Consider the following 12,443-nt stretch of genomic DNA (forward strand, 5'->3'; position numbering starts at 1 on the left):
GTCAATCAAGCGATTGCTCAACAAAGGAGTGACGATGGAATCCGCCCCGACACGCACGCTCGACGTCGCTCTTGCCTTCATGAGCGCGCTCGACGCGAACGATGCCGAAGCCGTGCGGTCGTGGATGGCCCCGGGCGCGACCTGGTGGGTCGACACGGGACTCGATCGGGCAAGCGGCGTGTTCGGCGTCGACCCGGGCGACGCGCGCGGCTGGCCGCTGCACGGTGAGATGGACGCGCAGGTCAAGTGCGACGGCCTCGCAGGGGTTCGCGAGCGCTTTCCCGGCGGCGTGCGGCAGATCGTGCGCCGTTCGTTCGCGCGCGGGCCCTTCGCCGTGCTCGAGGTCGCAGGCGACGGCCTCTACCGGGGGGAGCGCCCGTACCGCAATCGGTACTGCTTCGTCATCGAGGTCGGCGACGGGCTCGTGCTGTCTGTGCGGGAGTATCTCGACACGCGGCACGCAGCCGACGTCTTCGACGGTCGGCACCTCGATCGGCGGTCCGAGGCCGCGCACCTCCCTGCGGTCGTGCTCGATCCGCGAGGCGCCCCCGGACGCGCAGCGCTCGCCCTCCTCGATGCGATCTCGGCGGGAGACCAGGACGGCTTCTTCGCGCTGTTCACGCCCGATGCCACGTGGTGGGCCGACGGCGGCGCGGACCGCCGCTGGTCCGACGTCGAGGGCCACGTCGACCGTGACCCCGACATGCTCGTCGTCGGTCGCGTGCTCGTCTCGCAGCGCGGCGAGCGAATCTCGCAGCTGCAGGCGGCGTACGTCGACGGCTTGCGGGTGCGTGCGCACCGACTCATCGAAGATGATGCCGGCACGGGGCTCGTGTGCGTCGAGGCGATCGGCGAGGGCGTGCGCCTCGACAACGGGCGTCGCTACCAGAACCGGTACGCGTTCGTGCTGTCGGTGCGCGGCGACGGGCTCATCGACGAGGTGCGCGAGTACTGCGACACGCAGCACGCATTCGATGTCTACGAGCTGCCGCTGTGAGGTGTGCTCAGTCGACCGCAGCGCGCAGGTAGCGCTCGAATCGTTCCGGCAGGACGTCGGAGTCGGCCGTGCTGGCACCGGCCGTGCGCACCTTGCGGGCAGCGATCCGCCAGCGCTCCCCGTCGTCGACGAGCTCGTCTTCGTAGCATCCCCAGATGTGGAAGTGCACGTCGCCCGTGTCGTGGAACGCGTAGACGTAGCTGATCGTCGAGGCGCTGTGCTCATCAAGACGCAGGTAGGCGATCGTCGACACGTGGTGGCTCGTCGCGATGTACTTGCCCGTCGCCGTGACGAAGAGCGCTCGGAGCGCCTCGCGGCCTGTCGTCACGTTGCCGTGCCCGTAGTCGAACGTGGCATCGGCCGTGAAGAGGTCGGCGAGCAGGTCGATGTCGCGGCGATCGACACCGCGGCTGTATGCGTGCAGGGTGTCCGCGATCTCAGCGCGGGCGACCAGGTCTGCGGCGGTGAGTCTTGTCATCGTGTCCCTTCCGAGGGGGCGTCGTGGAAGCGCGCGAGGATTTCGCGCAGGCGATCGGGATCGTCGACAGGCCAGCCGTAGTAGGACGAGATCCGGTCCACGCGTCCGCCGAAGCGCGCACGGCAGAGATCGGGCATCTCGTCCGGCGTTCCCGTCAGTGCGATCGCGTCGAAGAGGGGCGCATCGATGAGGTCGGCCATCTCGGCCCAGCGGCCTTCGCGGGACAGGCGCTGAAGCTCGGGTTGCAGAGCGTCGTAGCCGACGCTCTCGAGCACCGCCGAATAGGCCGGCGTCGAGGCGTAGAAAGCGATCTGCTCACGAGTCTTGCGCGCGGTTTCGGCGATCTGCTCCTCGGTGTCGCCCATCACGAGGAAGAGCGGCACATACAGCTCGAGCGACTCGCGCGTGCGCCCCGACGCGGTGAGCCCGCGTTCGACGGCGGGCAGGGTCACGCCATCGAGATAGGCGGTCGTGGTCATGCCGTGCAGCAGCAGTCCGTCGCAGAGCTCGGCGCCGAGGGCGGTCATGCGCTCGCCGACCGCCGCGACCATGAGCGGAATGCGGTACTCGTGGTGCGGTGGTGTGAAGACCGGCGTCATGAGTGTGTGCTGGTAGACGTCGCCCCGATAGTCCAGCTTCGATCCGTCGCGCCACGACGTGAAGATCGCCTCGAGGGCGAGCAGGTAATCGCGCATCCGCGCGATCGGCGCCGACCACGGCATCGAGAACCGACGCTCGATGTGCGGCTTGATCTGGCTGCCGAGGCCCAGAATGAACCGCCCCTTCGATGTCGCGGCAAGATCCCAGGCGGCGTATGCCGTCGACATCGGGTTGCGGGCGAACGCGACGGCGATCGCCGTCCCCACGGTGAGCCGAGAGGTCTGCAGAAGGGCCGCCTGAGACTGCAGGAACGAATCGGTCACGCTTTCGCTGGCCCAGACGGCATCGAATCCCTGGCGCTCCGCGGCAGACGCGATCGGGCCGCATTCGGCTCCCGTCGCACCGATCATGCCCATGTCGATCTTCATCGCGCGTCCTTCGGAAGGTTGAGGACCCGCTCGCCGACGGCGTTCTTCAGGATCTCGTCGGTGCCGCCGCCCACGCGCAGACCCGGCAGTCCGAGCGTGAGCTCGGACCAGGCGTATGTGCCCCAGGCGCCCGTGTCGGCGACGTGCGCCGCGCCGAGGATGTCGGCGGAGATGTCGCTGATCTGCGCGAGCAGATCGGTCGTGAGGAGCTTCGTCAGGGCCAGCTCGGGCCCGGGCGTGCCGTCGGATCCGAGCATGCGTTCGGTCGTGAGTCGGGCTGCCCACGCGCGCACGACGACGTCGGCGACGGCGTCGCGGGTGCGCTCGTCGAGCGGCGTCGACGAGGTGCGGGCCAGATCCACGAGTCGATCGACGAGCGTCGCGTCGACGCCCACTTCGCGGCCGATCGCGGAGCGCTCGTTGAGGAGCGACGTCACGACGACCGACCAGCCCCCGTTGACGTCGCCCACGCGTGCGCTGTCGGGAACGAAGACGTCGGTCAAGAACACCTCGTCGAACGACGCGCCTCCGGTCAGCTGGCGGATGGGGCGGATCTCCACACCCGGCGCGCGCATGTCGACGAGGAACGTCGTGAGGCCGGCATGCTTCGACGTCGACGGATCGGTCCGGGCGATGCACAGGCCGAGGTCGCTGAAGTGGGCGCCGGAGCTCCACACCTTCTGGCCCGAGATGAGCCAGCCGTCGCCGGAGCGCTCCGCGCGTGTCGACAGACCTGCGAGGTCGGATCCGGCACCTGGTTCGCTGTAGAGCTGACACGCGATGACGTCGGCAGCGCGCAGGCGGGGGAGCAGGTCGTCACGCTGGGCGTCGGTGCCGTGCGCGAGCAGGGTCGGAGACAGCGTCGAGACGCTGAAGCGCAGGTACCCGTCGTCGGGCAGGACGTACTCGCTTTCGATGTCGCGCAGCAGCGCGCCGAACGACGACGGAAGCTCGCGTCCGCCGTGCTGCTTCGGGCCATCGACCCAGGCGAGGCCGCAGTCGGCCAGGTACGCACGGTAGCGGCGCAGCTCGGCCAGCTCTTCCGCTTCGCCCTCCGACCGTTCCGCGACGACCGACACCCGGTCATCGGCAGGGCCTGCAGAGGCATCGGTCTGTCGGCGCTCGGTGAACGCGTCGAGTGCCGCGGTGACCTCTTCTCGGAACTGCGCCTCGCTCACGCTCGTCATCGTCCTCCTTTGGCCGACCCGTTCCGACATCGGTTGCGTCGGCGGTGACTGACTTCGTACACTAGCAAAGCAAGTGCTTGATTTAAACTGTCAGTCGCCGAGAGGACGTGTCGTGATCGGCATCGAGACCTACAGTGCCTACGTGCCCGCCCCGCGGCTCGACCTGTCCGACGCGGCTCGCGTGCTCGGCATCCGTGCGAAGGGCGCTCGGCCCGTCGCCTCTTACGACGAGGACACCACGACGATGGCAGTCGAGGCCACTCGCCGCGCCTTGAAAGACGCAACGGGTGTCGAAACGCTGTGGTTCGCGACGAGTCGCCCCGCCTACGAAGAGAAGTCCAACGCTTCCACCGTGGCGGTCGCGTCCGGTCTCGGCGAGCACGTCGCAGCCTTCGACGTCGGCGGCGCGCTGCGCGGCGGTGCAGGCGCCTTGCGCGCGGGACTGGCGTCGGGTTCCTCGGTCGTCTCAATGAGTGACATCCGTTACGGACTCCCCGCGTCGGCCGACGAGTCGGCGGGCGCTGACGGAGCCGCCGCCTTCGTGATCGGACCGGATCCCCTCGCCGAGCTCATCGGGCAGGCCTCTGTCACGAGCGAGTTCCTCGACCGCTGGCGCGAGCCTGGTTCGGCTCGCACGCGCACATGGGAAGAGCGCTTCGCCGTCGATGAATACGTCCCGCTCATGGAAGGCGCGCTCACCGAGGCGCTCGAACGTGCGGGCATGGACCGCGATCAGGTCGATCACGTCGTCGTCAGCACTCCCCACGCCCGTGCCGCGGGTGTCGTGCGTCGCGGGTTCCACCCCGAGCAGCTCGCGGCGAGCGACGCCTGCGGATTCGGGTACGTCGGTGCGGCCGACTTCGCGGTGCGGCTCGCTGCCGTCCTCGACGCGGCGACGCCGGGGCAGAGCGTGCTCGTCGTGCACGGTGCGGACGGAGCCGACGCCTTCGTCTTTCGCATGACGGCGAAGCACGCACCGCGTGACTCGGGTGTCGCGGGGGCGATGTCGAGTGGCTACCCAATCGGCTACGGCGAGTTCCTGTCCTGGCGGGGGCTGCTTCCGCGCGAACCCGCCCGTCGGCCTGACGTGCGTCCCCCCGTGCCTCCGGCGGCACGTCGCACCGCGGCGTGGAAGTTCGGCTTCGTCGCCGGCGAGTGCACCTCGTGCGGCTACCGCAACATGCCGCCGCGCCGGGTATGCCTGAAGTGCTCGGCCACAGACGGCTTCACACCGGTCTCGATGGTCGACGTGCCGGGTCGCGTCGCGACCTTCACCGACGACTGGCTCTCCGAATCCATCCAACTGCCCGCCAAGGTCGTCGCGGTCGACTTCGAGGGCGGCGGCCGATTCGAGTGCGAGATGACGGATGCCGTCGGTCGCTCGTTCAAGATCGGCGATCAGGTCCGCCCGACGTTCCGCCTCGCGAACGTCGGCGCCAACGGCGTACGCAACTATGTGTGGAAGGTCCGCCCGCACGACGAGGAGGTCGGCTGATGGGAACGCATGCGCTGAAGAACCCGGTGGCGATCGTCGGGATGGCGTGCACCGCCTTCGGCGAGCACTGGGATCGCGGGGTCGACGACCTCCTGGTTGAAGCGACCCATGGCGCGCTCGCGTCCGCGGGTGGCCTCGACGTGCAGGACGTCGACGCTTTCTGGCTCGGCTCGATGGTGTCCGGGGTGTCCGGCCTCACGCTCACGCGACCGCTGAACATCTCGCACAAGCCCGTCACACGCGTGGAGAACATGTGCGCCACCGGTTCGGAGACCTTCCGGAACGCGTGCTTCGCGGTGTCATCGGGCGCCTATGACATCGTCATGGCGGTCGGCGGCGAGAAGCTGAAGGACGCCGGCTACTCGGGTCTCGAGATGCCGAGCGTTCCCAACGACGGGACCCCCGCCGTGCTCAGCGCACCGGCCATGTACTCGATGATCGTCCCCGCCTACGCGCGTCGGTACGGTGTCTCGGAAGAGCAGATCAAAGAGGCGATGACGCATATCGCGTGGAAGAACCACGCGAACGGCGCGCTCAATCCTCGTGCTCAGTTCCGCAAGGTCGTCTCGAAGGAGACGATCGCCGCGGCCCCTGCGCTGGCGGGCAACCTCAGCGTGTTCGACTGCTCGGGGGTGGCCGACGGCGCCGCGGCCGCCGTCATCGTGCGAGCGGAGGATGCCTACAAGTACACCGACCGCCCCCTCTTTATCCACGCACTCGCCCACGACGCGGGGTCCGGAACGGGCCGCTTCGACAGCGACTACGACTACTCCGACCTCTCCGAGGCGGCGGTGTCGGCGCAGCGGGCGTATGCCCAGGCGGGCATTACCGACCCGGCATCCCAGATCTCGCTCGCCGAAGTGCACGACTGCTTCACGCCGACCGAGCTCGTGCTGATGGAGGAGCTCGGATTCTCGGAACGCGGCCGTGCGTGGAGCGACGTGCTCGAGGGGCGTTATGACCGCGACGGCGCACTGCCGGTCAACGTCGACGGCGGGCTCAAGAGCTTCGGGCACCCCGTGGGCGCGAGCGGCCTGCGGATGATGTACGAGATGTGGCTGCAGTTCCGCGGCGAGGCAGGCGAACGCCAGATCGCCGACCCCCGGTACGGGCTCATCCAGAACCAGGGCGGGAGCCCCGGCGACCTTGTGAGTCTCGTGACGATCGTGTCGGGTCAGCCGTGATGTTCCGCGCGGCTCATGCGGTCTGCGGGCACCGCTTCGGTAGTATTCCCCCGAAGCCGGAGCAGTCCCAGAGGGGGAACCCACAGTGACAACCACCACCCGGCGCAGGTCCGCGGGCTCTCCCGCAGGGGTCGCGCGCAAAGAGGTCATCCTGCGCGCCGCCGCGAAGGTCTTCGCGAGCAACGGCTTCTCGTCGGCGACCGTCCGCGATGTCGCCGACGAAGCCGACATGCTCTCGGGCAGTCTCTATTACTACTTCGACTCCAAGGAATCGATCGTCGAGCAGGTGCTCGTGGAGTACCTCGACAAGCAGATCCGCGCGTACGAGCGCGCCATCGAAGAGACCGAGGGCGCGGTGCCACGGCTTGAGAAGCTGCTCGCCGAAGCTCTGCGCGGCACGGTGACGCACCGTGAGCACCTCACCATCCTGCAGAACGACTGGCAGTACGTGCGGCCGATGGCCGAGATCCACGAGCGCCAGGCTCAGATCGAGAAGATCTGGCTGCGCACGATTCAAGAAGGCATCGACGGGGGTTCGCTGCGCAGCGACATCGACGCACGCATGGTCTACCGGACGATCATGGGTGCCGTCCAGGCCGTGATCCGCTGGTTCGATCCGCGTGGCAGCGCGAGCATCGACGACATCATCGCCATTCAAACCGCGATCCTGCTCGAGGGCGTCCGCGCACCGAGCTGATCTCCCGGCCGAACGGCCCACCCCTGTCCTGGGGAAAGCAAGCGCTTGTTCAACGAAGAGGAGCCTTCCGGTGTTCGCACCCCTCAGTCCCGAGATCAGTCCCGTGTTCGCGCGGTTCATGGACGAACGCAGCCCGTGGGAGGTCAGCCGCACGAACGGTGACGGGCGCCCGCCCCTGTGGAGCGCTCTCGTCGAGGAGGTCGGCGCAGCGAGCTTGCTCGTCGATGACGACTTCGGCGGTCAGGGCGCCTCGATGACCGAGCTGGCCGCTGCCGTCGCCGAGGCCGCACGGGTGGGGTGGTCGGGACCTCTCACGGCGACCGCGGGCAGCGCCGTGTGGCTCCTGCGGCTCATCGATCCGCAGGACGAGTCCGGCGTGCAGCGGGCGATCGCCGAAGAAGGCCTCGTCGCGGTCGTCGCGTTCCACGAAGACGATCACGGTGCATCGCTCGACGTCGAGACCCGCGCCGGCGGCGTGGGCGAGGGCTGCCGTGTTTCCGGCCGCAAGACCTTCGTCGACAGCGGAATGCATGCCCAGGCGTTCCTCGTGCCCGCGATCGATGCCGACGGTCGCGCATCCGTGGTCGTCGTCGACGCGGACGCCCCGGGTCTGCGCCGCACCGCGATGGACTCGGTTGACCCGGGGCGGGGGCTTGCGACGCTCGACCTCATCGATGCCCCGGCGAGGATCCTCTCGACCGGTGATCCTGTGACCGGCGCGCTCGCCGAGGCGTGGCGGGTCGGAGCGCTCCTCACGAGTGTCGACTTGCTCTCCTCCGGGCTGCGCGCCTTCGCGCTCGCGCGGGACTACTCGCTCGTGCGGGAGCAGTTCGGTCGCACGATCGCGTCGTTCCAGAGCATCAAGCACAAGCTCGTCGACATGTACGGCGACCTGCAGACCGCCTACAGCGCCGTCGCGACCGCCGTCGCGACCGATCCCTCCGACGAGGGGTGGCGCTTCGCGGTGTCAGCGGCCAAGGCCCGGGCCGGCGACGCCGCGATGCAGGTGCTGCGCGAATCGATCCAAGTGCACGGCGGTATCGGCTTCACATGGGAGCACGAGGTCTCCCACCACTTCCGTCGCGTCGTCGCGTCGCGCGCGCTCTACGGCACGCCGACGGCGCATCGCGCGATCGTTGCCAGCCTGAGCGGGCTCTGACCGCCGTTCCGCCCCGGTGCGCCCGCACCCTCACCCGCCAATGGAGGCGACCATGCCGCTTGACCCCTCCCGTCTCGGCTTCCGCACGGAGCCGGAGATCGTTCGCTGGAGCACCCGCGAATCGCTGCTCTACGCCCTCTCCGTCGGGGCGGGGCAGGCTGATCCCGCCGAGGAGCTCGCCTTCACGACGGAGAACACCGACGGCACGCCCCAGCAGGTGATCCCTAGCTTCGCGGTCGTGCTCGGGTTCGTCGGCGGCATGCCCGACGTCGGCACCTACGACCCGACGCGCGCCGTGCAGGCCGAGCAGTCGTTCGAGGTCTCGGGTCCGCTGCCGGCGGAGGGGCGCGCGCGCGTCACGACGACGATCACCGAGATGTGGGACAAAGACCCGCACGCGATCGTCTGGACCGAGACCGAACTGCGAGACGAAGCGAGCGACGCGCTCCTTGCTCGCAGCCGGACGGGCGCGTTCCTCGGCGGTGCCGGCGGCTTCGGCGGCGAGCGGGGACCGAGTGCGGTGTGGTCGGCACCCGACGTGCCGCCCGATGTCGACGTGCCGTTCACTCCTCGCCGTGATCAAGCCCTGCTCTACCGGCTGACCGGCGACCGCAACCCGCTGCACTCTGACCCGTCGTTCGCCGCCCGCGGGGGGTTCGAACGACCCATCCTGCACGGCATGTGCACATACGGATTCGCCGCTCGGCTCATTGTGAACGAGCTCTGCGGCGGAGACGTCGCACCGTTCCGTGCGATGTCCGGCCGCTTCGTGCGTCCTGTCCTGCCCGGAGATCCGCTCCGTCTGCGCGCGTGGAGCACGGCGGAGGGTGCCGCGTTCCAGGTGCTCACGAGCCAGGACGAGCTCGTCATCGATCGCGGTGAAGTGACTCTCGTCCCCGCGGCGACGGCGGGGCCTGAAAAGAAAGAGGTGCAGTCATGACACATCGGATGCGCACTGCTGCGGTTCTCGTCGCGGGCGCCCTGGCGCTCTCCGGCTGCGCCGCCGACGACGGCGGAGGGGCTGCGGGCGAGGCGACCGTGTACAAGGTCTCGGCGCCCCTCGTGCAGTCCGGGCCCGGCGCGTTCGCCGGCATCCCGGTCTCTCAGGGCATCGAGCTGGCGATCGACGAGATCAACGAGTCCGGCTTCCTCGGTGACGGGTCGACGATCGAGCTCGAGTTCTTCGACACGGCCGGCGACCCCGCGAAAGCGATCGCGGGGTACAAAGAGGCCGAAGCATCCGGCGCCGTCGGCGTGCTCTGCTGCACGCTCGGCGGCGAAGCCGGGGCGCTGCTGCCGCTTCTGCAAGAGGGCGCGACGCCGGGCGTCGTCACCGTCTCGATCCTCGACGGGCTCGCCGATCCGCCGCACTTGTTCCGGCCGTTCGAGGTGCCGTCGAGCCCGGGTGGCGTATACGACCAGTTCCTCGACGCCGTCTTCGGCGGCGGTGAGTACGCGACCGCGGTCATGGTCGTCAACAGCGACAACGACGCGATGGTCCAGGATGCCGCTGTCTACGCCGAAGGCCTGCAGCGCAACGACGTCGAACTGCAGCGGACGGTCGAGGTGCCGGTCGCTGAGACGTCGTACATCGGTCCGGCGACGCAGATCATCGCTCTCGACCCCGATGTCGTCGTGGCGAGCACGATCGGCTCGTCGACCGCGAATCTCGCCAAGGCTCTGCGTGAACTGGGGTACGACAAGCCCATCGTCTCCAACGTCGGCGCCGACAGTCGCGCGGCCTACGACGCGTCGGCCGGTGCCATGGCCGGCACCATCTTCCCGACGCCGTTCCAGGCCCTCTATCCCCTCAATGACCTTGCGGCCGACTTCGCCGCCGCATATGAGGAGTCCTACGGCACCGCGCCCGACATGTTCGCTGCGCAGGGTTACACAGCGGCCTGGCTTCTTGCCACGGGCATCCGCGATGCAGGAAGCGAGGACCCCGTCGCGGTCGGCGAGGCCCTCGCTGCGATCTCCGAGCAGGAGAGTGTGTACGGTTCGCTCACCTACGACGGGGGTCAAGCGGCAGTCGCAGAGCCGGCGCTGCAACTGGTCTGGGGCGCCGACGGGGCGCTCTCCCGGCTCGGCGAGTGAGTCCCGCGGTCGGGTTCGAGTCGTTCCCGCCCGACCGCGGCTTGACCGTTGCGCCTTCCGGTCCGCTATGTCAAAATCAAGTGCTTGCTTCACATTCACGAATAACCCGAAGAAGGGACGATGATGTCTCCCACCACTACCCCCCGCCGACTGCGGACGCGAGCCGCGATCGCCACGATCGCCGCCGCCGCACTGATCGGGCTCGCCGGCTGTGCTTCCGGCGAGCAGGCCGCCGACGACGGCACGGCCACCGAGTACATCGTCGGTTTCCCGGCGATCCTGTCCGGCCCGGCTGCCTTCGCTGGTGTCCCGATCGCCGACGGAGCGAAGCTCGCCGTCAAGGAGATCAACGAGAGCGGATTCCTCGGTGAGGGATCCACGATCGACCTCCGCATCGACGACATCAAGGGCGACCCGGCGCAGGCCATCGCGATCTTCAACCAGTACGCGGCTGACGGTGCTTCGGGCATCCTCTGCTGTGGCTTGTCCTCCGAGGCCGGCGCGCTGGCCCCCGTCATCGAAGACGCGCAGACCCCTGCAATCGTCACCTCTGCGATCCTCGCAGGACTCGCGAACCCGCCGTACGTCTACCGCCCCGTCATCCTGCCCGCCGAAGAGGGCGGCATGTACGACCAGTTCGTTGACGCCGTCGTTCCCGGTGAGGGCATCGAAACCGCCGTCATCGTCGTGACGGCGGACAACGACGGCATGGTCGGCGACTCGAAGGTGTGGGCGGCTGCTCTCGAGCGCAACGGCGTCGAGATCCTCAAGACGATCGAAACGTCGGGGGCAGACACGAACTACACGCAGGCCGCGACCGAGATCGAGGCGCTCGACCCCGACGCCGTCATCGGATCGACGCTCGGCACCCCGACGGCGCTCCTGGCGAAGTCGATGCGCGAGCGGGGCTATGACAAGCCGCTCCTGACCACGTACGGCGTCGACAGCGAAGAGCTCTTCACGACGTCTGGTGGCGGACTCGAGGGCACGATCTTCATGTCGCCCTTCCACGCAGGCTTCAACACCAACGACACGGCCCTCTCGTTCGTCAAGTCCTACGAGGCCGAGTACGGCGAGGTCCCCGACATGTACGGTGCGCAGGGCTACACCGCCATGTGGCTGATGGCCGAGGGCATCAAGGCCGCCGGCAGCTCCGACCCGCAGAAGGTCGCCGAAGCACTCGAGAAGATCACGGAGCAGGACTCGGTCTACGGTCCGCTGACGTACACCGGTGGCCAGGCGAGCCTCGACGCTCCGGGTCTCTACCTCGAGTGGACCGGTGACGGAACGCTCGTGGACTGGAACAGCTGACAGTGACGACGGGGATGTCGCCGGACACCGGTGTCGCGTGCAGTTTCCGACTCGATGGCGGCGTCTCGCTCGCTGATGCCCTCCGGGCGGCGGTCCGTGCAGCAGAAGACTGCGCGGTCGCCTCCTGGTGGGCACCGGGGGATCGCGAGGTTCTCGCCGACCGGTCGTACGAGCCGACGCTCGGACTCCACGTCGTCGCCGGCGCGAGCAGCGCTCTGCGGCTCGTGGTCTCCGGCGACATCCCCTCCCTCTACAGCGCGCCGGTGCGGGCGAAGCAGATCGCCACGCTCGACTGGTTCAGCGGAGGCAGGGTCGAGCATGGCATCGACCTCGCACCGCCGCCGGCCGCGCTGATCGATGACAGTCGGCCCGGCGCCGAGGATCAGCTCGGGCAGGTCATCGATCAGACGGCCGCGATGCACGCGCTCTGGACGAAGCGCCGCGCGAGCTCCTCCCGTCCGCACATCTCCTTCGACGGCGCCATCTCGCTGCCCAAGCCTGCGGGGGATCGCATTCCCCTCACGCACCTGCGGGCGACGACCGCCGATCGGCTGGAGCGGTACGTCGCGGTGAACGGTGCACCGCAGGGGTGGACGGTGTGGTCGGCCCATGTCGACGACGTGGCTTCGGCCCGAGCAGTCCTCGACGATGTCCTCGGTCATGCGGCGGACGATGTCCGGCTGACGTGGGTTGTGTCCGCGTCGCAACGGCCGGACCGCGCAACAGCGGCAGCGCTGGGCGTCGACGAGCTCGTGTCGTACTTCGGCAGCATCCCGACGCCCGGTGACATCGAGAAGGCGGTGGCCTGAC

At 68.8% G+C, this 12,443-nt stretch carries 12 protein-coding genes; 9 read left to right on the forward strand and 3 right to left on the reverse strand.

Translation table 11 applies throughout. The features are described from left to right. Positions 1-34: 34 nt before the first annotated feature. The gene (locus AC25Y0_RS08995; RefSeq protein ID WP_488123491.1) at positions 35-997 is read left to right on the forward strand and encodes a nuclear transport factor 2 family protein; all 963 of its coding nucleotides are present in this window, start codon (positions 35-37) and stop codon (positions 995-997) included. Between the two features lie 7 nt (positions 998-1,004). Here AC25Y0_RS08995 and AC25Y0_RS09000 read toward each other — a convergent pair whose 3' ends face one another. Genes AC25Y0_RS09000 through AC25Y0_RS09010 form a run of 3 tightly spaced genes read right to left on the reverse strand, consistent with a single transcriptional unit; the run spans position 1,005 to position 3,690 of the window. Beyond that, complete coding sequence (locus tag AC25Y0_RS09000) at positions 1,005-1,475, reverse strand: nuclear transport factor 2 family protein (protein ID WP_488134529.1); 471 nt, start codon at positions 1,473-1,475, stop codon at positions 1,005-1,007. After that, positions 1,472-2,503 carry a TIGR03617 family F420-dependent LLM class oxidoreductase gene (locus AC25Y0_RS09005; protein ID WP_488123489.1) on the reverse strand — a complete coding sequence of 344 codons (1,032 nt, stop codon included), beginning with the start codon at positions 2,501-2,503 and terminating at the stop codon, positions 1,472-1,474. Before AC25Y0_RS09005 ends, AC25Y0_RS09000 begins: the two co-directional genes overlap by 4 nt. Then, positions 2,500-3,690, reverse strand: a complete 1,191-nt coding sequence (locus AC25Y0_RS09010; RefSeq protein WP_488123488.1) for an acyl-CoA dehydrogenase family protein — start codon at positions 3,688-3,690, stop codon at positions 2,500-2,502. The genes AC25Y0_RS09005 and AC25Y0_RS09010 overlap by 4 nt, the downstream gene beginning before the upstream one ends. Before the next feature lie 112 nt (positions 3,691-3,802). Here AC25Y0_RS09010 and AC25Y0_RS09015 point away from each other — a divergent pair, with 112 nt between their 5' ends. The 8 genes from AC25Y0_RS09015 to AC25Y0_RS09050 all read left to right on the forward strand — a co-directional run bounded on the left by AC25Y0_RS09015 (position 3,803) and on the right by AC25Y0_RS09050 (position 12,442). Beyond that, positions 3,803-5,185: a hypothetical protein gene (locus tag AC25Y0_RS09015; RefSeq protein WP_488123487.1), complete on the forward strand. Its 1,383-nt coding sequence runs from the start codon at positions 3,803-3,805 to the stop codon at positions 5,183-5,185. Next, the gene (locus tag AC25Y0_RS09020; protein WP_488123486.1) at positions 5,185-6,369 is read left to right on the forward strand and encodes an acetyl-CoA acetyltransferase; all 1,185 of its coding nucleotides are present in this window, start codon (positions 5,185-5,187) and stop codon (positions 6,367-6,369) included. Before AC25Y0_RS09015 ends, AC25Y0_RS09020 begins: the two co-directional genes overlap by 1 nt. Before the next feature lie 85 nt (positions 6,370-6,454). Further along, positions 6,455-7,066, forward strand: a complete 612-nt coding sequence (locus tag AC25Y0_RS09025; RefSeq protein ID WP_488123485.1) for a TetR/AcrR family transcriptional regulator — start codon at positions 6,455-6,457, stop codon at positions 7,064-7,066. Positions 7,067-7,136: 70 nt separating this feature from the next. Next, positions 7,137-8,225 carry an acyl-CoA dehydrogenase family protein gene (locus tag AC25Y0_RS09030; protein WP_488123484.1) on the forward strand — a complete coding sequence of 363 codons (1,089 nt, stop codon included), beginning with the start codon at positions 7,137-7,139 and terminating at the stop codon, positions 8,223-8,225. A 52-nt stretch (positions 8,226-8,277) separates the two neighbouring features. Continuing rightward, complete coding sequence (locus AC25Y0_RS09035) at positions 8,278-9,165, forward strand: MaoC/PaaZ C-terminal domain-containing protein (RefSeq protein ID WP_488123483.1); 888 nt, start codon at positions 8,278-8,280, stop codon at positions 9,163-9,165. 8 nt (positions 9,166-9,173) lie between these two features. After that, positions 9,174-10,322 carry an ABC transporter substrate-binding protein gene (locus AC25Y0_RS09040; protein WP_488123482.1) on the forward strand — a complete coding sequence of 383 codons (1,149 nt, stop codon included), beginning with the start codon at positions 9,174-9,176 and terminating at the stop codon, positions 10,320-10,322. A 120-nt stretch (positions 10,323-10,442) separates the two neighbouring features. Next, a complete protein-coding gene (locus tag AC25Y0_RS09045) occupies positions 10,443-11,633 on the forward strand; it encodes an ABC transporter substrate-binding protein (protein ID WP_488123481.1) in 1,191 nt (396 codons plus the stop codon). A gap of 14 nt (positions 11,634-11,647) precedes the next feature. Further along, on the forward strand, positions 11,648-12,442 hold the full coding sequence (locus tag AC25Y0_RS09050; protein ID WP_488134530.1) for an LLM class flavin-dependent oxidoreductase: 795 nt from the start codon (positions 11,648-11,650) through the stop codon (positions 12,440-12,442). Position 12,443: the final 1 nt, after the last annotated feature.

It is taken from the genome of Microbacterium sp. Y547, from assembly GCF_057669785.1.

Excerpts from the sequence above, each read along its gene's own strand:
- AC25Y0_RS08995 (WP_488123491.1), top strand. The coding sequence starts at position 35 with ATGGAATCCGCCCCGACACGCACGCTCGACGTCGCTCTTGCCTTCATG.
- AC25Y0_RS09000 (WP_488134529.1), bottom strand. The coding sequence starts at position 1,475 with ATGACAAGACTCACCGCCGCAGACCTGGTCGCCCGCGCTGAGATCGCG.
- AC25Y0_RS09005 (WP_488123489.1), bottom strand. The coding sequence starts at position 2,503 with ATGAAGATCGACATGGGCATGATCGGTGCGACGGGAGCCGAATGCGGC.
- AC25Y0_RS09010 (WP_488123488.1), bottom strand. The coding sequence starts at position 3,690 with ATGACGAGCGTGAGCGAGGCGCAGTTCCGAGAAGAGGTCACCGCGGCA.
- AC25Y0_RS09020 (WP_488123486.1), top strand. The coding sequence starts at position 5,185 with ATGGGAACGCATGCGCTGAAGAACCCGGTGGCGATCGTCGGGATGGCG.
- AC25Y0_RS09035 (WP_488123483.1), top strand. The coding sequence starts at position 8,278 with ATGCCGCTTGACCCCTCCCGTCTCGGCTTCCGCACGGAGCCGGAGATC.
- AC25Y0_RS09040 (WP_488123482.1), top strand. The coding sequence starts at position 9,174 with ATGCGCACTGCTGCGGTTCTCGTCGCGGGCGCCCTGGCGCTCTCCGGC.
- AC25Y0_RS09045 (WP_488123481.1), top strand. The coding sequence starts at position 10,443 with ATGATGTCTCCCACCACTACCCCCCGCCGACTGCGGACGCGAGCCGCG.
- AC25Y0_RS09050 (WP_488134530.1), top strand. The coding sequence starts at position 11,648 with ATGTCGCCGGACACCGGTGTCGCGTGCAGTTTCCGACTCGATGGCGGC.